The following is a 21707-nucleotide window of genomic DNA, read 5'->3' as shown; positions in this document are numbered from 1 at the left end:
GCCGCTCCTGGTCGTCGAACGCCCGACGGATACGGCGGTTCGGTGCCTTGTGCTCGGTGCGAACCGGTCAGCGGCTCCTCGTCAACCTGCCTGTGGCGCGGGTCAGTTGACGAAGACCGGGCTGCCGCCCGCGGTCTCGTTCTGGATCGGGCTGTAGGTGGCGGTGAAGTAGCCCGGCGAGAAGCAGTTGCTCGGGCCCTCGCTGCGGGTGAACTCCTGCTTGCTGAAGGCGATGCTGTTGTCGGCGTTGTCCGCGCTGCCGTTGATGCCGGTCGACTCGTACACGCAGGTGATCTTGCCGATGAGGGTGTCCAGTTCGGCGCTGATCTTCATCGGTTCGCCGCTGATGGTGACGGGGTTTCCCTCGCCGCTGTCGACGCCCAGGGTGTACGGCAGGTTGTCGATGGTGATGGCGACGCTGGTGACGCCGAGGATGTTGGCGGTGCAGTCGGTCAGCGTCAGCGAGTCGAGGGAGCCGGTGGCGGTGCCGGGGGCGGTGGGGTTGTCCCCGACGGTGGCCTTGAATCCGGAAGTCGCACAGGTGACGCCGGTGCTGCCGTCCGCGCTGTCGAAGAACGTCGCGTTGGTGCCCTCCGCGAGGCCGGCGGAGAGGACGTCACCGACCGCCACCGCGGTCCCGCCCGCGCTGTCGTTGGTCAGGACGGTGCCGTCCAGGGCGGTTGCGGAGCCCGCCGAGGCGAAGAGCGCGGCGGCGACGCCGACGCTGAGCGCCGCGGAACGGAGTGCGGTTGATCTGCGCATGACATGACCTCTCGTTGGGGGTGCCGAGGCTGGTTTCTCCGACGGAGGCTGACCGTCGGAGGTCGCACAGGGTGGCGCCGTACTGGAGGGTCCTGCAGTCGGGTCCCCGCGGATTCCGGCCGGAGGCTGGTCGTCGGGGGCGAACAGGTCTTGACTGTCAGGAGCGGTGGCCGGCTTGAGGGAGTCACCGGACGCACATCGGGATGTTGCCCGGGAGTAAAGAACTCCTGAGGTTTGTAACCCGGGGTGGGAGCGCCGTCAAGGGGGAGCGCAAGAAATGACTGCCGACCGAGAGGACCGCAACGAGCAGCCGCAGACCGGCGGTTGCGTGCTCGTACCGGGTGCCAGACCGGGGCGCGACCCCGCTCGGGCGATCAAACGCGGGCCCAGCGGACTGGCCCCCGAGTCCGTCGCCGCCACCCAGCGCGACCGCCTCTACGACGGCCTCGTCCACACCGTCGCTGCCAAGGGTTACGAGGGGGCCCGGGTCACCGACATCTGCCGGGCGGCGGGAGTCACCCGACCGGTGTTCTACGAGCTCTTCCCCGGCAAGGAGGACGCTTTCCTCGCCGCCTACCGCCACGGCACCGACCTGCTGCTGAACCATATGAGCGCCGCGTACGACGCCGCTTCCGACGCCGCCGCCCACCGTGACGGCACCACGGGTGACGGCGCCACGGGCGGCGGCACAGCCGGCGGCTGCGCCAACTCACCCTGGCAGGACGGGATCTGTGCCGCGCTCGCCGCGCTCCTCGACGTACTCGCCCAGGTGCCGGTCTTCGCGACGATGGCCATCGTGGAGATCGACGCCGCGGGGCCGGCCGCCCGCACGGCGCGTGCGCGACTGCTGCGCCGGTTCCACCGGTTCTTCCATCAGGCGCCCGTGCCACCGCCGCCGGTCGACGCCGGACAGCTGCGGTCGGCGGTCGTCGGCGGGGTCTACAGCACGGTGCACGAGTACGTCGCCGCTGGTCGGGCCGACCAACTCACTGATCAGCTCGGGCAGTTGAGCTACTGCGTGCTGGTGCCCCATCTCGGCCCGACGGAGACGGCGGACTACCTCCGCCGTCGCGGGACGCCGGGGTTCGCGCGGTAAAGCCGTGGCGAGGAACGGAGTTTCCACAGCCGGTGCAACGGTTGCGGAAACTCTCGGAAACCTCTTTCGGCAGGGCCCGGGAGTAGGGCACGGCACGGGGTGCGGCACCGGTTCCGTGTGCCCCGTCGGAACCCGAACCGTCACCGGCAACTCCGCCGGTACGGAGCCTCGCTCGCGCCCGTCTCACACCCGCCCATCCACACCACGCCCCTCGGTCGCGGCAGCCGCCGCGAACCGAGGGGCGTTGACCGATCCGGTGGCTCAGGCGACGAGGGCCTGCCAGGTGAGCGGCCCGGCCTCACCGTCGACCACCAACCGGTTCGCGCCCTGGAAGGTGCGAACCGCCGTGGTGCTCACGCCACCGAACTCGCCGTCGACCACCAGCCCCGCGCCGCGCTTGTTCAGCACGACCTGCAGGCCCTTCACATGGTCGCCCTTCGCGCCCTGCCGCAGGGTGTACACGAGCACCGGCCAGGTGAGCGGGCCGACCTGGCCGTCCGCCACCAGGCCCTTGCTCTTCTGGAACGCCTTCACCGCGTCGCTGGACACCTTCCCGTAGGCGCCGTCGACCACCAGCCCGGCACCGCGCTGGTTCATCAACGACTGGACCGCGCGCACCCGTTGGCCGGAGGCGCCGGGGTTGAGCCGGCACCAGCCGCCGCGCAGGTCCACCCCGCGCGCACTCATGAACGGCACCGGGTCGACGACCGCTCCCAGCCCGCCGGTGTGGGTCTCGAAGTGCAGGTGGGGGCCGGTGACGTTGCCGGTCGCCCCCATCGTGCCGATGGGTCGTCCCGCGACGACCTTGGCGCCCTGTGAGACCGAGAACGAGTTCAGGTGGCCGTAGTAGGTGTACGTGCCGCCGCCGTGGTCGATCACGATGCCGTTGCCGGTCCGGCCGGGCAGTACGCCCACGCCGCGCCGGATCACGGTGCCCGCGGCAGCCGCGTACAGCGCGGTGCCCACCGGGTTGGAGATGTCCTGTCCGGCGTGCTTGGCGTTGCCCCTGGGGGCGCCGAAGTGCCCGCCGTTGGGGAAGGAGCCGCGGGCAGGGTCGCACCAGGCGCCGTTCAGCGACAGCGTGCTCGCCGCCTGCGCCAAGCGCGGTGCCCCGACGAGGGCGAGGCCCAGCCCGGCGCCGGCACCCGCCAGCAACCCGCGTCTGGACAGGCGGCGCCCGGACGAGGTGCGTCCGGGAGGCTCGGCCTCGGGCTGGATGTCCGTGGGCTCTCCGTGGTGTTCACACATGGTTCGACTCCTGTGCCGGCGCGGGCTCTTGGGGTGCTGGGAACGAAGTACGCGCTGTGAACGGGGCGTTGGGCAGCGTGCTACGCGCGTCGACCCCGCGCTTCGCGCTCCTCGGGATGCTCGCTACCCCCAAGTCCCCGCTCTGCACCGCCGATCGGCGACGGAAGCGCATTTAAGTACCGCTGACCGTGCCGCTGACCGCTACCGCCATCGCCTGCCGTGAGCGCCACCGCTGCCGCGACAGCCGTCGCACACCCGTACGTTCTGCCGCCGCCCGAGGACCGCCCCCAGGCGGCGGGCGGGTGAAGCCCAGCCCGCCGAACGCCAGTTGGAGCCGGCCGCCCTCCGGCCGCCCACCCGTCGAGCCTCCCGGCCCGCCGCGGGCAACACCGGCCCGTCCGGCGCAAGCGGGCAGGCGCGCGCCCCAGTCGGCGGGCGGGTGTCACTACCCGCCCGGCAGCTCCAGGCGAACGACCGTTGCGCGCGTGGGAGTTGTACCGGCACTGCCGTTCGGTGCGAGCACCGCTCCCGCGGCCAGGATGGTGGTCGTGCCGGGCACCCGGCAGGCGACGTTCCAGTTCATCTGCTGCTTGCCGCGACGCCCGCCGGGGGAGGGAGAGCCGCCTTCGGCGGGTCCGGGCACCTCGGGCGGCCAGGCGACACGGTGGAGCTTGCCGTCCGCGGTGAGATGGCGCCCGTGGTCCAGGAGCAGACCGCCGCGACCGTCGGTGACGGTCGTCCTGGTGGCAACGGCGCGGTTCAGACGGGGCAGTTTGCTCTTGGACCAGCCCGTTCCGTCCCCCGTCAGGAGGATCGTCTCCGCCTCGGGCTCGTCCTCCGCCTCGCCGTGGTTGAAGTCGTGCCGCCCCAGTGCCCACAGCCGGTCGTCGTCGGCGACGACCGCGTCCAGCCCGGCGCTCGCCTCGGGCGGTACCGGATCGGGGAAGCGGTACGCGGGCATCTCCACGGGGCTCCACCCGCCGTCGCCCCAACGTGCGCTCGCGGGCTGGGGATAGCACTCGCCGTCCTCGCACTCGGGCGCCGTCCGCCCCACCGCCCACACCTTCGGGGTGCCGCCGTCGGACGAGGGGATCACGGCCAGGTCGGTGGCGGTGAACGTCAGCGCGGGGGCCTGCCAGCCCGAGCCGGACCAGTGCCGGACCTCGCCGTCGACCACCAGCCACAGGAGATCCGACTCCGCCGCGGCCAGTGGGATGTCGGCGCCGGAGAAGTCGGGGCGGGCCGGCTTGCCCGCGGCGGTCGGGGGCAGCGCCCGCCAGGCGTCGCCGTCCCACCGGTGCGCGTGCAGCTCGCCCTCCTTCGACCGGGCGACGAGCCACACCCCGTCGCCTCGGCCGGCCGCGGCCAGCCCGAAGTGCCCGTCGCCCGGCGGGAGTTCGTCGGGAAGCTCGTGCTCCCGCCACTTCCTGCCGTCCCAGTGGTCCAGGAAGAGACGCATGCGCGCCGGATTGTCGGAGGAGAGCCCGCGTACGCCCAGCGCCCAGATGTCCTCACGGGAGGTGGCGGCGAGTGAGACGTACTCACTGTCCCAGCCCTCGGTGAGGCGGAGGTGGTCCCAGGCTCTGCCCGGTTCGGCGGAGGGCTTGCTCGGAGGATCTTCTTCCTTGCCGCTGTCTCCCGCGCAACCCGCCAGCGAGGCGGTACCGGCGACAGCGGCCAGGCCCAGCAGGGCCCGGCGGGACACGTGGCCTTTACTCATGCGCGCCGACAGTAGCCGACCGACGAAACACCAAACTCCCAAATCGCGGCATACTGCCCGTCGTTCGTCACGAACGTCCACACCGCAGACACACCGGGCCGGGTGGCCACGGCACGAACCCGTGCGTGAGCAGACCTCACCGCGACCCCGCCGCACCGCCGCTCGGCCGTCGAACGCCGTGCCGCCGCCCGGCCCACCAGCACGCAAGCGGTCGTCTCCGTCGCCGTACGCGTACGCCGTCGTCTCCGTCAGCGCGCACGCAGCCCTCCGCTCCGTCACCGCGCACGCAGCTCGCCGCTCCGTCAGCGCGAGGGCGGAGCCGTTCGGCGTCAGACCCGGCGTCACGACTTTCACATCCTCGGCTACGCGGGGTACGCGGAAGGAGGACGGCGTTCGAGACGGGTGACGAACTCGCGGCGTAGGGTGAGCTCGCCGTCATCAGGTCGACGGCCCACGGGAGTTGGGGCGCGGGGGAGAATTCCGGCCGGTTCGGCGGACGCGCCTGACGGGGCGTCCGGTCGGCACGGTCCGGCGACGAGGCGTTCGAGGGCATACCCGCCGCGACGGCGGAGACGCCGCCCGAACGCGAGGAGAACGGTACGCGGGGGCCCGAGGGTTGCCCGCTCCGGGAAGTGGGGTGGGGACGAATGCAGGGCGATGACCGCTTCGACGGTTGGCGCGAGTACGGCAGCGGGTCGGACGGCCGGGTTCCGGCCGATGGACTCCCGGCCGATGGACTCCCTGACGCCGGAGCGCCGGACGTCGCGGCCACCACCGAGCCCGAATCGGAGAGCGGGCCGGACTCCGGGCCACCCCCGCGTGGCTCCGCCGAACCGCCGGAGGACCGCCCGCCCCACCCGCGGTCATCGACGACCGGTACGAGCTGCTGTCAATCATCGGCCGGGGCGGCATGGGGCAGGTCTGGCGCGCCTACGACCGACGGCTGCGCCGCTTCGTGGCGATCAAGGGACTCCTCCACCCGAGCGCGGTGACCGCGACCACGCGCTCGGCCGCGGTGCACCGGGCACGGCGCGAGGCGGAGGCGATCGCCAGGATCGACCACCGGAACGTGGTGACGGTGCACGACCAGGTCGAGACCGCGGACCAGGTCTGGATCGTCATGAAGCTGGTCGAAATGCGGTCCCTCGCCGACCTGTTGGCCGCAGAGGAGACCCTCGCCGTGCCGCGGGTGGCGAAAATCGGACTCCAGGTCCTCAACGGACTGTGCGCGGTGCACGGCGCCTCGGTCGTCCACCGGGACGTCAAGCCGGGCAACATCCTCATCGGGGACACCGGCCAGGTGATCCTGGTGGACTTCGGCATCGCCACCTTCGACGGCGCGTCCCGGGTGACGGGAAACCACGTCATCGGCACCCCTCCGTACCTCGCGCCCGAGCTCTACACCGCCGCCGCCACCGGCCACACCCGTGTCTCCGACCTGTGGGCGCTGGGCGTCACGCTGTACGAAGCCGCCGAGGGACGACGGCCGTTCGCGGGCCGCTCGGAGTGGGAGGTGCAGACCTCCGTCAGGGAGAACCCGAACCCGCCCTACCGTTACGCCGGCCCCCTCGCGCCAGTCATCCGGGGGCTGCTCGACCCGGACCCGGACCGGCGCCTGGACGCGCCGACGGCCCAACTGCTGCTGCGCGAGGTCCTCGGCGCCCCCGGCCCCTCCCCGCTGCCGATGAGCATCACCCCCGCGGCGCCGGACGCGCGGCGAGAGGAAGCGGCCACCACCTCCCCGCCCACGCCGCCCGCCGAGCCGGACCGTGCACCCGCCGAGGCACTCGAACCACCGGAATCGGTGGAGCCGGCGGATCCGTCCCGGGCCGAGGCGCGACCCCCGACACCGGCAACTCCCGTCCCCGCGTCATCGTCGCCCTCCCCGGGAGCGGACGCGGCTGCTTCCGACTCCGCGCCTCCCACACCGCCGAACGGCAGTCGACGAGGGCTGCGAATCGCGGCGATCGCACTCGCCGGTGTACTGCTCGCCGCGACCGGCTGGGTCGTCTCCAACCTGGACCAGTCCGACGGCCAAGGAGGTGCCGAGGATGCCGCCGCCGCCGACGACGCAAAGAGCCAGGAGAAACCAGAGAAGCCAGAGAAGCCAAAGAAGCCAAAGAAGCGCTTGATCGACACGACCGAGCGTCTGATCATCGGCGTCAAGAGCGACCAGCCCGGCCTGAGTGAATATATCGCCGCGCAAGGCAAATTCGAGGGGTTCGACGTTGACATCGGCTACGCGATCGCCGAGAAGATGGGCTACTCGAAGGACAAAGTCGATTTCAGCGAGGTAACGACCCGAAACCGGAGCAGCGAGCTCCATGCGAAGCGGGTGCACCTGGTCATTGCCTCCTACAGCATCCCCGAAGAGGGCTCCACCACCTCCTCCGAATCCGACAGGTACAAGGTTGATTTCGCGGGCCCCTATTACTCTGCCGGTCGCGCTTTCCTCGTTCAAAAAACGAGCAACTTCGGTGACCCCAGCGACCTGCAGAACAACCCCGACGCGAAGGTGTGCACCGCCCACGGCTCGACCTACCAGAATCTCTCCCAATTTGGCTACTCCATGGCCAAGCACCTGCCCGCCACCTACCAGACCTGCCTAAATAGGCTCGATGATCCCGCCTCCTCGGTCTCTGCGGTCGCATCCGACGACGTCATCCTCGCTGGGTACGAGAAGGATAATCCTGGGAAATTTCGTCGGCTGCCCAACCTTGATGGCACCGAGGACTACGGCGTGGCAGTGCGTAAAGGGGAGATGGAACTCAAGGAAGAAGTCTGCAGGGCCCTCGAGTCCATCCTGACGGAGAAGAATGGGGAAGAGTGGAAAGACATTTACGCTGACCACCTGGCCGGTTTGCTGCGTACAAAATCTGCGCCTGGCCGCCCCACTCTGACTGAGTGCCGCTGACCCCTCACGGATGCGGAGAGAGGCTTTCCTCCGACCGGGCCCCGACACCTTCCCCGGATACGGATGGGCGCCAACTCTCGGTGGCGCCCGGGAGCAACCCGCCGTGACCAACTCGCGATCGGCGGGCCGCATCGAACTGCGGCCCGCCGAACTGCCGGGCTCGCTCGGCTTCTTCGTCACGGCGCTCGAACGGCCCACCTCAACTCGCAGCGGGCAGGCAGCCGACGGTGCCCCCGACCTGACCGATCGGCAAGCTGATCAGTGCGACGGATGGCGGCGCTGAGTTCGAAGCTCCCGCCGACGCCCGCACGCAGGGTTCACAAAGCGGGAGGGGGACAGCAAGACGGCATGAGCTTCTTGGCAGACGCCTCGTTGCAGGCTTTCGGATCGCTTGCCGGGACTGTGGCGGGCGGGGCCATCACGATTCTCGTCGCGAGATGGCAGACGAAGAGGACGATCGAATCGCAGATGGCTCTGATGGCGACGGAGCAACGGGCCAACATCCAATGGGAGCTGACGAGTCGAAGCCGTGTGCGTTCCGCGGAAGCGGCACAGATTCTTCTGGAACGGCTGGCCGACCTCTACGCGTGGCTCCCCTCGCTTCCCGACGTCTCAGCGGAGAGGCCGCACCTGAGCGCACACGCACGCGATCGATGCTCGGGGGCGATGGAATCCGTGCGCCGCGGAATGACCACCGATCTCCTGGGTATCAGTGACGACGAAGTGCGTTGTCGGTACCGCGAGTTGGTGAGGCTGGTTTACGACGCAGGATGGCGTGCAGCGGGCAACGAAAATCGCGAACGCCGGATACGCGACGTGAAAGGGTACTTGGCTACGTACAGCACACCCTGGCGTCGGTCATCGACGAGCAGCCCCTCCCGGCGCACGCCGAGCCTCCGGATCTTGAACGTTCCGACGGCGAGCCGTGGCGCCCGCCCGCGGTACCTCCGCATTGGGGAGACCCGGCCGACAACAGCTGACGCCACGGCGGCGCACCAAAATCCCCCGGTCGGCTGTCGCACCTCGCTGCTGTGTGGCACGAGAGAGGCCCCTTGGGGGCAATTCCAAGGGGCCTCTCATCTGCTGCGCGCTCGGCAGGATTCGAACCTGCAACCTTCTGATCCGTAGTCAGATGCTCTATCCGTTAAGCTACGAGCGCTTGTGCTTCCCTGGCCGTCTGGGCGGCCGGTCGGCGTTGCGTGGACAACATTACATGACCTGCGCCGCGAGGCGAAATCCGTTTGTCGGACCAGTGCTGAGCTGCGAAAACGAGCTTCGGGGGGTCTGCGGGAAGCGGTTGCGCGGGTGGCGGCGGCGTCCTCGCCCGGGCGGCTTCGGGTCGCCCGACAGCGCGGGGCGAGCCGGGCGCCCGCGGACCGGACGCACGCGAAAGCCCCGGCACATGCGTACCGGGGCTTCGGTGATCGGTGAGATCGAGCGGAGGCTGAGGGATTTGAACCCTCGATCAGGGGGTTACCCCGAAACCGCATTAGCAGTGCGGCGCCATAGACCAGACTAGGCGAAGCCTCCACACGCCTCGCGAGGCGAAGCGTGGACAGATGATGGCACAGGGCATGACCCGGTGACCAATCGCGGTACACGTTACCGGGCGACGAGCCCGGCGGGCAAAAGCTTTCGCACGTGCGTACGCCTGCCCCCACCTGCGTGTACGTCGGCACCGGGGTGGCGGCGGACAAGTTGCGCAACGGGTGGCGGGAAGCAGCGTTAGTAGGTGGTGGGGGTACGAACCACGTACCCCGTGACGCTGAAACCGGGAGTCCTCATGCTGCGCCGTATCGCCACCGTCGTGACCGTGACCGCCGCGCTGTCCGCTGTCGCGGGTTCCGCGCTGGCCTGCCCGTCGCCCCACGGGCCGATTGAGAAGGCGGGTGGCGCGCTGCCGACCGCGGGCACCCTGACCGTGGTCTACCAGGAGGACGCGGAGGCCAGGACCGAGCGGTTCGAGCTGAAGTGCGGTCCGGCGGGTCGTGCGGCGGGCAGCCACCCGTCGGCGTCCCGGGCGTGCGCGGCGGTGGACCAGGCGGTGCGCGGCCCGAAGAGCCCGTGGGAGCCGATCTCCAAGGACGCGGTGTGCACCCAGCGGTACGGCGGGCCGCAGACGGCGCGGGTGACCGGGACTTGGGCGGGCCGCGAGGTGTCCGCCGACTTCGAGCGCACCAACGGTTGCGAGATCGCGCGCTGGGACACCCTGACCCCGGCGCTGCCCCGGATCGGCGCCAACCCCAGCTGACCGTGCGCGGTCGCGGGCGCCCTCGCCGGTGACCTTCGAGGGCGCCCGCGAGGGCACCGGTGGGTCTGGCGGGCGGGCGGGCCGAACGGGCCAACTGCGGCGACCCGCCCGACGGTTGGGCCGACGTACGCGGCGTATGTGACGTACGCGGTGTATGTGACGTACGTGACGCACGGGCGCACGTGACGCACGGCCGGCACGGCGACGGCCCGCCGGGTCGGACCGCCGTGCGATGAGGGTCCCGGCCTCTCCCCGCGGGGCGGTGGAAGGTGTGGGGAACAGGGGCCGGGGAGTGGAGGGGTTGGGAGCAGGGGGCGTCACGGGAGTAGGTGCCCGCGCTTCGGGCAGGTGATCGACGCAGTGCCGTGACGGCCGGACAGGTGCCGGCCGCCACGGCACTGTCACGAGGTCCGGTACTCGTCGCGTCGGTCCCGCCGTGCGGGCTGAACAGGCCGCGTCGATCAGCCCGCGCCGAACAGTGGTGCTCCGGCAACGGTGCACCCCGCGTGCCTGACGGCGCGTGCCTGACGGCGCGTGCCGAGCGGTGCGCGCAGAGTGGTGCGCGGCGGTCGGCCGGGGCGGTGCGACAGGTGTCGGACCCCGTGGATCAGTAACAACTCGGCAAGGAAACACGGTTGCGGAATCCGACATTCCGCAACCGTTGGTAGAACGACCGTGGCCAAATGTCCGGCCTGGGTGCGTGCGGCTGCTTCCTCCCCGGTGTCACCGGTACCGGTACGCATCTGCCGTCCCCGGGACAAGCGCTGCCCGTAGACTCCACTCTGGTGATGAGCCCGGGGTAGAGGCAGACTGGCCGGGTACCACGTGGTCAGCAAGGAGGAACGCCGTCGTGAGCAGCAGGCCATCCCGAGGCGCTGCTCGCCTCGCCGCCATACTCGACGCCCTGCCCGATGCGCTGTTGCTCGTCAACGCCAACGGCACGGTCGTCAACGCCAACAGCATCGCCCTCGATGTCTTCGAGACACCCGGTACGGCGCTGATCGGTCGCGGGCTGCTCGATCTCGTGCCCGCGTTCGACTCCAAGCGCATCCCGGGGTCCATGCGTCGCCCCGACGACCGCATCGAGGAGCGTCAACCGCCGACCCGGATGGTCGCGCGGCGCACCGACGGCAGTGAGTTCCCGGTTGAGGTGACCAGCGCCAACCTCGAGGACGGACGCACCACCTACGAGTCGTCCTTCGAGGCCGCCTACGCCGATCACGGCGGTTACGGCGGCAACGAGCTGCTGATGCTCGTCGTGCGCGACCTCAGCGGCACCCTGGACACCGAGGCCGAACTGGCCCGGCAGCAGCGGCAGACGGAGATGATCCTGCGCGCCGCCGCCGAGGGCGTGGTGGGCACCGACACCGAGGGCCGCGTCGTCCTGGTGAACCCGGCCGCCGCGCAGATCCTCGGCTACCGGGCCAGCGATCTCGGCGGTCAGGCCCTGCACCCGCTGGTGCACCACACTCGCGCGGACGGTACGCCGCAGCCGTACGAGGAGACGCCGCTGGCGGACACGCTGCGCTCCAGCCGCAAGCACCGGGTGCGCGGCCAGGTGCTGTGGTCCAAGAAGGGCGAGCGGGTGCCGGTGGACATGACCACCGCCCCGGTCCGCGACGGTGATCAACTCGTCGGCGCGGTGCTGACGTTCACCGACCGTCGGGCCACGGACGCGCTGGAGGCGCGGCACGCGCAGCTGTTGTCGGTGGTCGACGAGGCACTGCGCGGCCCGCTGGAGGAGCTGCGCGGGGAGCTGGCCGGTCTGGCGGCGGACCCCGCCGGGCAGCTGTGGCCCGAGGCCAACCAGATCCTGCACCACCTCTCCGCCGGCTACGCGCGGATGACCACCCTGATCGACAACGTGGTGCGGTACCAGCGGCTGGACTCGGGCCGCGAGAAGCTCGACCTCAAGCAGGTCTCGCTGGACACGGTGATCGCGAACGGCGTGGAGAGCGCCGTCGAGCTGATCGGCCCGGGCCGCGCGCAGTTCGCGGTGCACGCGCCGCCGATACAGGCCGTGGTGGACCCCGACCGGCTGGCGCTGGCGATCGCGCACCTGGTCGCGGACGTCGCCGGCGTCGACGTCACCGGCAACTCCACGGTCGCCGGGGGCCCGCAGGACTCGACGATCGTCGTCGCCGCGGCCAAGCGCGGTGGCAGCGGGCGCGGCGAGGAGGCGACCGGGGAGTCGGTCGTACGGATCGAGGTGCGCGGCCCGCACAGCGGCGGCAACCCGGTGCATCTGCCGATCGCGCGCGGCGTGGTCGCCCTGCACGGGGGCGTGCTCCAGACGCACGAAGTCCCGGGCGGCGGAAGCGCGTACGTGCTCGAAGTGCCGCTCGGCGAGGTGAGCGACGAGCCGGTGGCGAGCCTGCCGAAGCGTCCCGCCCGGGGCGCGCTGCCGGCTCCGGGGCCGGCGCCGCAGGGCGAGCCGACCCAGGGCACGGGCAGCATGGCGTTCGGCAACGAGACGGCCGTGATGCCGAGGTCCGCCCGCCCTGTGCGCGGGAGGCCGGAGGCGCTGGCGCTGCCGGCCGGCAGCGAGCAGGCGCCGCAGCACCCCGGCAGTCCGGCACTGCCTCCGGGCAGCGGTGGGCCCGGCCCGCAGGCGCAGTCCGGGGGAGTCGAGCACCAGCAGTCGGCGGGACCGGAGCAGTCGGGCGGGCCGGTGGCCGCGCGGCAGGGTGCGCCGGAGGAGTTCGGCGCCGGGACGGAGTTCGGCAGCGGGGAGGTCCCCGGGCCGCGTACGGAGGGCGAGTCGGCGACGTCCGCCGGTCGGCGCTCGCGGCGGACGCTGCGACCCGTCGACGGGCGCGCTGCGGGTGAGTCGGTGCCGTCCGAGCAGGTGCCGTCCGAGCCCGCGAACCGGTTCGCACGTCCCGGGCAGCCGCAGCCCGGGCAGGCTCCGCGACTGCCGGGCGGATACCCGCAGGCCGGGCAGCCGCAGCCGGCCGGCGTCGATTCGTCGGCGGTGACGCAGGAGGAGCAGGAGGCTCAGGAAGCCGCAGAGGCGCAGGACGCTCCGGTGGCGGTACCGCACGCCTGGGGCGCCGACGCGCAGATCCCACAGCAGGTTCAGCCCGGCACCGGACGCCGCGGACGGCGGGCGAAGCCCAGCACCGGTAGCGATGAGCAGCAGGGCGTACCTCAGGCCGGCCGGTCGCCGTTCGCGCTGCCGCCCGCCGCGGCGGACCGTACGGACGACTCCGAGGGCGGCCAACAGGCGCCCGCCCACGGCGAGTCGGCGTCGGGCGAGTACCCCGCGCCGCCCCAGCGCCCGACGGGCCGGCGGCGCAAGCCGAGCCCGGCCGCAGCGGACCAGCCCGTACCGCCGGAGCAGCCCGTACCGCCGGAGCAGGCCGTACTGCCGGAGCAGGCGGGCTCTCCGGAGCAGCCGGCCGGCGAGGCCGAACAGCTGATGCGTCCCGAGGACATGGACCCCCGCGCCGCGGGCCACACGGTCGTCGCGCGCAGTCCGATCCTGGGCGGAGCGGTGCCCCCGTCGAGCGAGCAGCCGCAGCCCAAGCCGCTGCCGATGCCGGGCGCACCGCCGACGGCCGAGCACAGCGCGGTGAGCGTGCGCACCCTCGGGCAGGGGCACCCGTACGCGGCGCAGGTGCAGGCCCAGGTCGAGGCGCGGGCGGCCGAGGAGGCCCAACAGCCGGGCCACGTACCCGAGTCCGGGATGCGGCCGGAGCTGCCGCCGGGGGCGATGCCCGACAGCGCTCCGCAGTCGGCCGCCCCCGTCCGGCCGCAACCGCCCGGCCGGCAGCCCCAGCCGCAGCAGCCCGAGCAGCCTCAGCCGTCCGGGGAGCCGCAGCAGCCGGTGCAGCCCCAGCAGTCCGGGGAGCAGCCTTCGGGACAGCTTCAGCCGCAGCAGCCGTCCGGTCAGCATCCGCTGCCCCAGCACACGCCTCCGGGCGGTACGGGTCGGCGTCGCAAGCTCGCGGCGCCCCCGCAGCAGGACGACCGCGGTGAGACGGCTCCGGCGGGCTCGGCGGCACCGGCCGGTGACCCCCGTCGGGCGCTCCAGCCGCCCCGTCGGCAGCCCGCGGTCGGGCAGCCCGGCGCCCCGCAGCCGGGCGCGCACCAGCCCGTCACCCAACAGCCGGGCGCCGCGCAGCAGTCGGGCCGGCAGGGGAGCCGTTACGAGCTGCCGCCGGCGCCGCAGCCTGTTCCGCCGGCCGGGCAGATGCCGCAGGGGCAGGCCGGCCATCCGGCTTCCGACGCTCAGGCGGTGCCCTCCGGACACACCTCCCGGCAGCTGGGCAGCATGAGCGGACGGGCGGACGCGGCGCGGCAGTTCACCGTCGCCGCACCGGACGCGGAGGCCGCCGAGGGGCCCGAGCTGTTGGACGGCCCGAACGGCGCCGCCGCGATGGCCGACCCCGCGATGACGATGCCGCTGCGCCCGATCGACGTGGACGACGAGTTGCCGCCGGAGCCGTTGGACAACCCGCGCCGGCTGCTCGTCTGGCCGGAGCCGGACGTCACCACCCAGCAGGCGCTCACCGACCGCGGGTACCGGCCCGTGCTGGTGCACTCCCGCGAGGAGGTGGACGCGCAGATCGCCGCGTATCCCGCCGCGCTCTTCGTCGACCCGCTCACCGGGCCCATCACGCGTACCGCCCTGCAGTCGCTGCGGCAGGCGGCGGTGGCCGCCGAGGTGCCGGTACTGGTCACCGCCGGGCTGGGACAGGCGACCAGAGAGGCCGCGTACGGGGCCGATCCGGCCGTGCTCCTCAAGGCACTCGCACCGCGCGACAGCGAGCAGCACCCGCCGCGGGTCCTGTTGGTGGAGGGCGAACCGGTCATCGCCCAGGCGTTCGCCGCGACGCTGGAGCGGCGCGGGATGCAGGTCGCGCACGCGCCGTCGGACGGGCACGCGGCCGAGGTCGCGGCACAGATCAGGCCGAACCTGGTGGTGATGGATCTGGCGCAGATCCGTCGCCGCCGTGCCGGAGTGATCGACTGGCTGCGGGTCAACGGCCTGCTGAACCGCACCCCGTTCGTCGTCTACACCTCGGCCGGGATGGACCGCGAGCAGCTGGCCGGACTGGCGGCGGGCGAAACGGTGCTGTTCCTGGCCGAGCGCTCGACCAGCGTCGAGGTGCAGAGCCAACTCGTGGATCTGCTCGCCAAGATCGGCACCAGCTGACCCGGCGCCACCGGCAGCCGGCACCGCGTGCGCGTCCCGCGTGCGCGACCCGCGTGCGCGCTGCGTGGGCGCTGCGTGGCGGTGACCTCGGCGCGGTGCAGTGCGTGACGCGTGCGCCGTGCGCGCCGCGAGCTCCGTACGGGGCCGGGTACGGGTCGCCGGTGGCGCATGCCGGTGGCACGGCGGCGGTACGACCGTCCGCCCGGGACGGCGGCGGGTACGGCGACACGGCGTGAACGCGCCCGCCCCGGGCGCCGATCGACTCGGCACCCGGGATGGGCGGCAGCGCGCGCGTCCGCGCCGCGGCGGCTACAGGGTGGTGACGTTCAGCGCCCCGTCCGCGTACTGGGCGCGCAGCACCTTCTTGTCGAACTTGCCCACGCTCGTCTTCGGAACGGCCGGGATGACCGTCCAGCGCTCCGGCACCTGCCAGCGTGCGACCCGTTCCGCGAGGTACTCGCGCAGCTCCGGGTACGTCGCCTCCGCACCCTCGGCGAGCACCACCGTGGCGAGCGGGCGCTCCCCCCACTTCTCGTCCGGCACTGCGACCACGGCCGCCTCGGCGACGGCGGGGTGCGCCATGAGGTGGTTCTCCAGCTCCACGGACGAGATCCACTCGCCACCGGACTTGATGACGTCCTTGGCGCGGTCGGTGAGCGTCAGATAGCCGTTCGGCGAGATCGTGCCGACGTCGCCGGTGCGCAGCCAGCCGTCCTCGCTGAACTTGTCGAGCGGGCGCAGTGGTTCGGTGGAACCGGCGCCGCCGTAGTAGGCCGCGGCGATCCAGGGGCCGCGCACCTCCAGCTCACCGGCGGTCCGGCCGTCCCAGGGTGCGAAGGTGCCGTCCGGGGAGGCGAGTCGGACCTCGACGGAGGCGGGCAGCCGGCCCTGGGTGAACCGGTACTCCCACGCCTCCTCCTCGCCGACGCCCGGCGGCGCGTGCGAGACGGTGCCCAGCGGGGAGGTCTCGGTCATGCCCCAGGCGTGGACGACGGTGATGTCGTACCGCTCCTTGAAGGCGCGCATCAGGCTGGGCGGGCAGGCGGAGCCGCCGATGACGACCCGGCCGAGGGAGGAGACGTCCCGCTCCGTTGCGTCGAGTTCGGTGAGCAGACCCTGCCAGATCGTCGGAACCGCCGCGGCCAGCGTGGGACGCACCTTCTCGATCATCTCGGCGATCGGACCCGGCTGGAGGAAGCGGTCGGTCATCAGCATGCCGGCGCCGGACATGAAGCAGGCGTGCGGCAGCCCCCAGGCGTTGACGTGGAACATCGGCACCACCGGCAGCGCGAGATCGGCGCTGCCGAGGCCGAACGCCTCCGCGCTGTTGACGTGCATCGCGTGCAGATAGATCGAACGGTGGCTGAAAAGCACGCCCTTGGGGTCGCCTGTCGTACCCGAGGTGTAGCAGAGGGCCGCGCCCGCGCGCTCGTCGATCTCCGGCCACTCGTAGCGGGTCGGCTGCTCGGCCAGCAGCTCCTCGTAGTCGTGCACCTCGACGGTCGCGCTGTCCAGCGCGAGCCGGTCGCCCTCGCCGACCACGACGACGTGCTCGACGCTCGGGAGCCTGGGCAGCAGCGGGGCGAGCAGCGGCAGCAGCGTGCCGTTGACCAGGACGACCCGGTCGGCCGCGTGCCCGACGATCCAGACCAACTGCTCCGGCGGCAGGCGGAGGTTGAGGGTGTGCAGCACGGCGCCCATGGAGGGGATGGCGAGGTACGCCTCGACGTGCTCGGCGTTGTTCCACATCATCGTGCCCAAAACACTTCCGGGCTCGACTCCGAGCTTGTCACGTAGTGCGTGGGCGAGCTGCGCGGCGCGGTCGCCGATCTCGGCGAACGTACGGCGGTGCGGCTCCGCTTCGCCTGTCCACGTCGTCACTTGGGCCTGTCCGTGGACCTTACGGCCGTGCTCGAGGATGCGGCTCACTGCCAGTGGCACGTCTTGCATGGTCGACTGCACTTCGGGACCTCCCGGGTTGTGACGTGCCGCGATTGTGGCCCCGTGCCGCGCGGTATGTCACTACCCTGCAGTAGGCGTCGGCGGCTCGGCCCACGGGTCCGGCTCCCACACGGGATGAATCTGAATCTCTACGTTCTCGGAGCCTGCGCCGTGGCGGATCAGGGCTACGAGTCGAATCAGCTTCCGCAGGATCGCGTTACGCGCCCTTGTGTCGAGCGTTGGCCACTCCTCAACGATTCCTACGACCAGCGGTACAAACTCGGCGCGGTTCGGTAGCGGTTCGGCGTTCGGGATGCTGTCGAGGGTGGCTTGTGCCTCTGCCCGTTTGCGACGGATTACGTCGGCGGCTTCCTCGTACTCCCCTGGTGCCCAGTCGTCCGGGTCGGCCGCGTGCTCGGCGCGTAGGTGCGCGAGGGCTTGGCGCTGCTTGTCGACTTCTGCCTGTGCGCGTGCGCGTGCGCGTGCACGCATGTTCGCTGCCTGCTCATCGGCGGGGCTGCGTTCCGGGGCGAGTTCGGTTGGTGGGGCATCGTCGATGCCGGGGGCGGCCTCGCGCTCGAGCCACTTGTGTACTTCGCGTTCTACGATGTGGCGCGGTACGAGTACGCCCTCGCAGGCGAGGGCGCCGGCTTTGGCTCGCAGGCTGCACCGGTAGGCCCAGCCAGGCACGTTAACGCCGTTGCGGCGGGGTGGCGTCGTGCTGGTCGAGTAGTCCGCGGGCGACGTGGCTCAGGGCGAGCTCGTATCCGGCGCGGTGGCATCACACGCGTGATGAACTCTCCAGCCGCGCAACGCTTCCTGCCCACATGGCTGCGCAAGAACGAGCAGCCCGCCGGAGGCGGTAAGGAGTGACTGCCCCGACCCCGTCCGATCCGGCCGCCGTCGCCATCGAGCTCGAGCGCATCCGCCGAACGATCTAGGTCGGGTTCACCCGAACCGACGGCGCCCTCGCGCTGTTGGTGCAGCGACACGACCAGTCCGAACAGCACCTCGCCGAACAGCGCCGACAGCTCGACGACCACGACAGCCGCCTCGACACCGTCGAACGCGGCGAAGCCGAACGCCAGAAGCGAGCTGAGCAACGTCTCGAGGCTCTGGAACGGGCCAGATGGCCGCTGCCATCTCTTGCCGCCGTCGTGGCCCTACACCTAGTCGGCGTTGCCGTTTCACTCTGGACCGTCGTTACCCGCTGATAACAGCGCGCCCCGCCCCGGCTGAGCGCCGGTGGCGGGGCGCGCTTTCGTCGTTTCAGGTCAGAGTCGACCGTCGCGGACCGCGTCCGTGAAGGCAAACCAGGCCGCCGCAGAGAGGATCAGTGCTCCGCCCTCCGGCCGCTTCGAGTCCCGCACGGGGACAGCCCCGATGATCCCCGATGCCACCTCGACACAGTTCTGATTGGCGTTGCTGTAGCTCGACTTCTGCCACCGGGCCCCGGTGAGGTCAATCCTGTCCATAGCTCCTTGCCACCTCGGTCATAAGGCGTCGTGACGCCTCCTCGTCGTGCGCCGCTTCCCAGATCCCGCGGAACGCCTTGTCGTACGCCTCCAACTCGCTTGGCTTGTCAAGGTACAAGCTGCCTGTGTACCCGTCTGCGTAGACGGTCGGCGGCTCGGTGTCGGTCCCGTCGCCCGTCGTCGGAAACCGCAGGATGACGAACGCGCCTGTAGCCACCCCAGGGTGCGGCCCGGCCGAGAGCGGCACGACTCGGATCATGACATTCGACTGCATCGACGCTTCGACCAGGTGCTCACACTGAGCACGCATGACGCTTGGGGAGCCGGCTGGACGACGCAGAGCGGTTTCACTGAGGACGAGCGAGAGGGTTGGTGGTGCAGTCTGCCGAGTAAGGAGCGTCTGACGCTCGACTCGGAGTCGCACCCGTCGTTCGATCTCCTCCTCGTCCTCGTCGCTCAACGTCTGAATCACGGCTCGCGCGTAGTCCGGGGTCTGGAGCAGCCCGGGAACGAGGTCGCTCTCATACGTCGCCAAGCTGGCCGCTGCGCCTTCGAGACCGATGTATACGTCGAAACCTTCCGGGATTACGTCGCCGTAAGAGTGCCACCAGCCGCGCGCCTTCGTCTCCTTGGCGAGGCCCATCAGGGCTGCTGACAACGCCTCAGGAGCGCCGTAGACCTGACACATCAACGCTACGTCGTGACTGCGCAGACTCGTCTGCCCGGTCTCGATGCGCCACATCTTCGCTTCGGACCACTCCAGTTGCTGCGCAGCAGCCTTAACCGTGAGGCGTGCCTTGTTGCGCAACTCGCGCAGATGCCGCCCCAGTTGACGCCGCGGCACGGTCGAGCCAGTCGCCTTCTCCGCCATCCCTACCCCTTCCCTCACTCATTATGAAGCACCTCGATCACTCGAAATGAAAGCAGCGAAACGACGTACTTGCAATGCAGGTAGCTGATTTGAGTGCTCGGAGCGAATTCTTGAAATGAAGTCTTGCAGATTCGCGGAACGTGACGGCACTCTTACTCATGTGCACCCCCAACGGCTCCCGCGCCGACGGTTGGTGACGCCACGTCATCGCAAGAGGGCCTGGAGGGCTTCGTGGGCTACCGAGTTGGTGTGTGGGTCCTGGACCGACGCACACAGAACGTCGGGCAAGTGATCGCCACCGGCCCGCGGCTGCTTCGCCTGCGACCGAGTAGGGGGCCCGAATGGGCCTGCCCGCACCGCGACGCGGCCCTCGCGACGGCTACCGAGATCGCAGCTGCTCGACCCATGGAGAAGTCATGAACATCCCCCGCCGATTCATGCCCGCCTGCGGCATCGCCGGTCCCCTGCTCCTGCTCATGATCGGTTTCGGGTTCGGTGCCCTGGCGATGGTGGCGCTAACTCAAGCGGTCTGACCGACCTTCGAGCTGCAACCTACGCGGCGTCCGAGATAGCTGAATACCTCCCGTTCCGGGAGCACCCGAAGGAGACGCGACCTTGCCCACCTTGCCCGCTCCTGTACCCGGCGCCGGCTTCCTCGCCAGAACGGTCACGGCAGTGTGGATCGATTCCACGACTATCGGTGCGGTGCCGTGGCTGCTCATAAGTCACCCAGAGCCGGACCAGTGGCGCGGCGAGACACCCGAGTCTGTCGAGCACGACCTCGCAGCCCTCGCGGCGCATCTTCGCCTGTCCGTCGCGACTGACCCCCCTCCCCGACATCGGCGAGCGGCTACTCATGCGGGGAAGCGTGACGGTACTGGAGTACGGACACCCCAAGTTTCTGTTGCTGATCCCGAACGTGCCGCCGCGTTGGCGACAAGCAGCGCGCCATACCGGCGCCGTAGTGGCCGTCGGTCTTGACCCTCTGTCGCCGGGGTCGGAGCAAGACGCAACGACGAGTTACACCCGCCGCGCAGGCGAGGCGGGCCGCCTGCTGACTGGCAGGGTCCGCGTTCGATAACGCCCCTCCGCACACCACCCATGGCGACCGAACCGGGTCAGGGTCGCACCGCCCAAGCAAAGGAATCGATATGCACGAGCTGATCGTCGCACCGTTCCTGAACGAGTTCCTTGTCGTACGGCCCGGCAACAGCGCCGGACTGAAGATCCCGCAGCACCGATATCTCGAAGTCCAACAAGCCACCCAGCAGGACGAGCAGGTGCCTAAGTGGCTGACCGGCCCTGCACTGAAGCAGTGGGGCTTAGACCTCGCCGGCCGCAACGCCAGCAGTGCCCTGCTCGTGCGGTCACCCTCGCCTTACGGCTACGCGCGAGCGTCGTACGAGATCAACAAGGGCTGCGACTACGACTGTCCACACTGCTACCTCGGGCAGAAGAAGTTCGAGGGTCTGAGCTGGGAGAGCAAGGCCCGGTTGCTCGACATCATGCACGCGGCCGGTGTTGTCTGGCTCCAGATCACCGGCGGTGAGCCGCTGATCGACCGCCATTTCGCGGCCGTGTACTCCCGTGCGCACGACCTCGGCATGATGGTCGCCATCAGCTCGAACGGCTCGCAGCTCCATAAGCCGCTGATCCTCGACACGCTCACCAAGCGCCCCCCGTACCGGATCACGCTCAGCGTGTACGGCGGCACAGCGGAGACGTACGACGGGTTCACTCGCAACCGCGGGGCGTTCGACCGCTTCACCCGCGGCCTGGCCGCCGCCCGCGAGGCAGCGTTGCCCGTGCGGCTGAATCTGATCGTCTCTGCGGACAACGCGCACGAGCTCGACGCCATGAAGGCGCTCGCCGGCCGGTACGGCTTCCCGCACCAGACCTACACCAACATGTCGCCGACCATCGACGGCAGCGGCGAGCCCCTGCCCACGCAGGCCGCCGACTACCTCAAGCAGCGGAAGCCTTTCACCGGCTGCAACGCCGGACACACCTTCTTCCACTCGGACCCGTTCGGGCATGCCTCGATCTGCAAAGTGGGTCGAGACCCCTACATCGACCTCATGGCCGAAGGAGTGGAGGGCCTGCGCCGACTCGGCGGCATCGCCGATTCCCTCATGCTTCGCACCGGTGGTTGCTCCGGCTGTCAGCTCTCCGGCACCTGCTGGACGTGCCGACCGCTGGCCAAGCTCTACCAGGAGGCGAAGGCACCACTGAACGCCTACTGCCAGCACGCAGAGAGGAGGTGAACGC

14 protein-coding genes and 2 tRNA genes are annotated in these 21707 nt (G+C 70.7%); 7 read left to right on the top strand and 9 right to left on the bottom strand.

Features of this window, described 5'->3' with window-relative positions; translation table 11 throughout:
* Positions 1-102: 102 nt before the first annotated feature.
* Positions 103-762 (bottom strand): Tat pathway signal sequence domain protein, encoded by a 660-nt coding sequence (locus JGS22_RS08395; RefSeq protein ID WP_211041519.1) that lies wholly within the window; start codon positions 760-762, stop codon positions 103-105.
* A 277-nt stretch (positions 763-1039) separates the two neighbouring features.
* Here JGS22_RS08395 and JGS22_RS08390 point away from each other — a divergent pair, with 277 nt between their 5' ends.
* Positions 1040-1858: a TetR/AcrR family transcriptional regulator gene (locus tag JGS22_RS08390; RefSeq protein ID WP_211041520.1), complete on the top strand. Its 819-nt coding sequence runs from the start codon at positions 1040-1042 to the stop codon at positions 1856-1858.
* Positions 1859-2119: 261 nt separating this feature from the next.
* Here the strand turns inward: JGS22_RS08390 and JGS22_RS08385 are convergent, their stop codons facing one another.
* Positions 2120-3106 carry a peptidoglycan DD-metalloendopeptidase family protein gene (locus tag JGS22_RS08385; RefSeq protein ID WP_211041521.1) on the bottom strand — a complete coding sequence of 329 codons (987 nt, stop codon included), beginning with the start codon at positions 3104-3106 and terminating at the stop codon, positions 2120-2122.
* Positions 3107-3551: 445 nt separating this feature from the next.
* A complete protein-coding gene (locus JGS22_RS08380) occupies positions 3552-4826 on the bottom strand; it encodes a hypothetical protein (RefSeq protein ID WP_211041522.1) in 1275 nt (424 codons plus the stop codon).
* Positions 4827-5736: 910 nt separating this feature from the next.
* Between JGS22_RS08380 and JGS22_RS08375 the strand changes: the two genes are divergently transcribed.
* Both JGS22_RS08375 and JGS22_RS08370 read left to right on the top strand, forming a co-directional pair.
* A complete protein-coding gene (locus tag JGS22_RS08375; protein ID WP_211041523.1) occupies positions 5737-7740 on the top strand; it encodes a serine/threonine-protein kinase in 2004 nt (667 codons plus the stop codon).
* A gap of 103 nt (positions 7741-7843) precedes the next feature.
* Positions 7844-8023, top strand: coding sequence for a hypothetical protein (locus tag JGS22_RS08370; RefSeq protein ID WP_211041524.1), 180 nt, complete (start codon positions 7844-7846; stop codon positions 8021-8023).
* 803 nt (positions 8024-8826) lie between these two features.
* Here the strand turns inward: JGS22_RS08370 and JGS22_RS08365 are convergent.
* Positions 8827-8899: transfer RNA gene (locus JGS22_RS08365), tRNA-Arg, on the bottom strand.
* A 279-nt stretch (positions 8900-9178) separates the two neighbouring features.
* Positions 9179-9270: transfer RNA gene (locus JGS22_RS08360), tRNA-Ser, on the bottom strand.
* Between the two features lie 229 nt (positions 9271-9499).
* On the opposite strand from JGS22_RS08360, the gene JGS22_RS08355 reads away from it, so the two are divergent.
* Positions 9500-9991, top strand: a complete 492-nt coding sequence (locus tag JGS22_RS08355; RefSeq protein ID WP_308405574.1) for an SSI family serine proteinase inhibitor — start codon at positions 9500-9502, stop codon at positions 9989-9991.
* An 850-nt stretch (positions 9992-10841) separates the two neighbouring features.
* Positions 10842-15152, top strand: a complete 4311-nt coding sequence (locus JGS22_RS08350; RefSeq protein ID WP_216814895.1) for a PAS domain-containing protein — start codon at positions 10842-10844, stop codon at positions 15150-15152.
* 309 nt (positions 15153-15461) lie between these two features.
* On the opposite strand, the gene JGS22_RS08345 is transcribed toward JGS22_RS08350, so the two are convergent.
* Both JGS22_RS08345 and JGS22_RS08340 read right to left on the bottom strand, forming a co-directional pair.
* Positions 15462-17114 (bottom strand): long-chain fatty acid--CoA ligase, encoded by a 1653-nt coding sequence (locus tag JGS22_RS08345; protein ID WP_211041081.1) that lies wholly within the window; start codon positions 17112-17114, stop codon positions 15462-15464.
* 60 nt (positions 17115-17174) lie between these two features.
* Complete coding sequence (locus tag JGS22_RS08340) at positions 17175-17783, bottom strand: hypothetical protein (RefSeq protein WP_211041080.1); 609 nt, start codon at positions 17781-17783, stop codon at positions 17175-17177.
* A gap of 290 nt (positions 17784-18073) precedes the next feature.
* On the opposite strand from JGS22_RS08340, the gene JGS22_RS08335 reads away from it, so the two are divergent.
* A complete protein-coding gene (locus tag JGS22_RS08335; RefSeq protein WP_308405573.1) occupies positions 18074-18307 on the top strand; it encodes a hypothetical protein in 234 nt (77 codons plus the stop codon).
* A 60-nt stretch (positions 18308-18367) separates the two neighbouring features.
* Here the strand turns inward: JGS22_RS08335 and JGS22_RS08330 are convergent, their stop codons facing one another.
* Both JGS22_RS08330 and JGS22_RS08325 read right to left on the bottom strand, forming a co-directional pair.
* Positions 18368-18568 carry a DUF397 domain-containing protein gene (locus JGS22_RS08330; RefSeq protein ID WP_211041079.1) on the bottom strand — a complete coding sequence of 67 codons (201 nt, stop codon included), beginning with the start codon at positions 18566-18568 and terminating at the stop codon, positions 18368-18370.
* Entirely contained in the window at positions 18555-19439 is an 885-nt protein-coding gene (locus JGS22_RS08325) for a helix-turn-helix domain-containing protein (RefSeq protein WP_211041078.1), read from the bottom strand. The genes JGS22_RS08330 and JGS22_RS08325 overlap by 14 nt, the downstream gene beginning before the upstream one ends.
* A 1151-nt stretch (positions 19440-20590) precedes the next feature.
* Between JGS22_RS08325 and JGS22_RS08320 the strand changes: the two genes are divergently transcribed.
* Positions 20591-21703 carry a radical SAM protein gene (locus tag JGS22_RS08320; RefSeq protein ID WP_211041077.1) on the top strand — a complete coding sequence of 371 codons (1113 nt, stop codon included), beginning with the start codon at positions 20591-20593 and terminating at the stop codon, positions 21701-21703.
* Positions 21704-21707: the final 4 nt, after the last annotated feature.

This window comes from Streptomyces tardus (assembly GCF_018101125.2).
Classification (GTDB): Bacteria; Actinomycetota; Actinomycetes; order Streptomycetales; family Streptomycetaceae; genus Streptomyces; species Streptomyces tardus.
The sequence above is the reverse complement of the archived record's forward strand: the minus strand, read 5'-3'. Positions and strand labels throughout refer to the sequence as shown.

What these genes read in the sequence shown, in the direction of transcription:
- JGS22_RS08395 (WP_211041519.1), bottom strand. Translation starts at nt 762, where the DNA reads ATGCGCAGATCAACCGCACTCCGTTCCGCGGCGCTCAGCGTCGGCGTC.
- JGS22_RS08390 (WP_211041520.1), top strand. Translation starts at nt 1,040, where the DNA reads ATGACTGCCGACCGAGAGGACCGCAACGAGCAGCCGCAGACCGGCGGT.
- JGS22_RS08385 (WP_211041521.1), bottom strand. Translation starts at nt 3,106, where the DNA reads ATGTGTGAACACCACGGAGAGCCCACGGACATCCAGCCCGAGGCCGAG.
- JGS22_RS08380 (WP_211041522.1), bottom strand. Translation starts at nt 4,826, where the DNA reads ATGAGTAAAGGCCACGTGTCCCGCCGGGCCCTGCTGGGCCTGGCCGCT.
- JGS22_RS08375 (WP_211041523.1), top strand. Translation starts at nt 5,737, where the DNA reads ATGGGGCAGGTCTGGCGCGCCTACGACCGACGGCTGCGCCGCTTCGTG.
- JGS22_RS08330 (WP_211041079.1), bottom strand. Translation starts at nt 18,568, where the DNA reads ATGGACAGGATTGACCTCACCGGGGCCCGGTGGCAGAAGTCGAGCTAC.
- JGS22_RS08325 (WP_211041078.1), bottom strand. Translation starts at nt 19,439, where the DNA reads ATGGCGGAGAAGGCGACTGGCTCGACCGTGCCGCGGCGTCAACTGGGG.
- JGS22_RS08320 (WP_211041077.1), top strand. Translation starts at nt 20,591, where the DNA reads ATGCACGAGCTGATCGTCGCACCGTTCCTGAACGAGTTCCTTGTCGTA.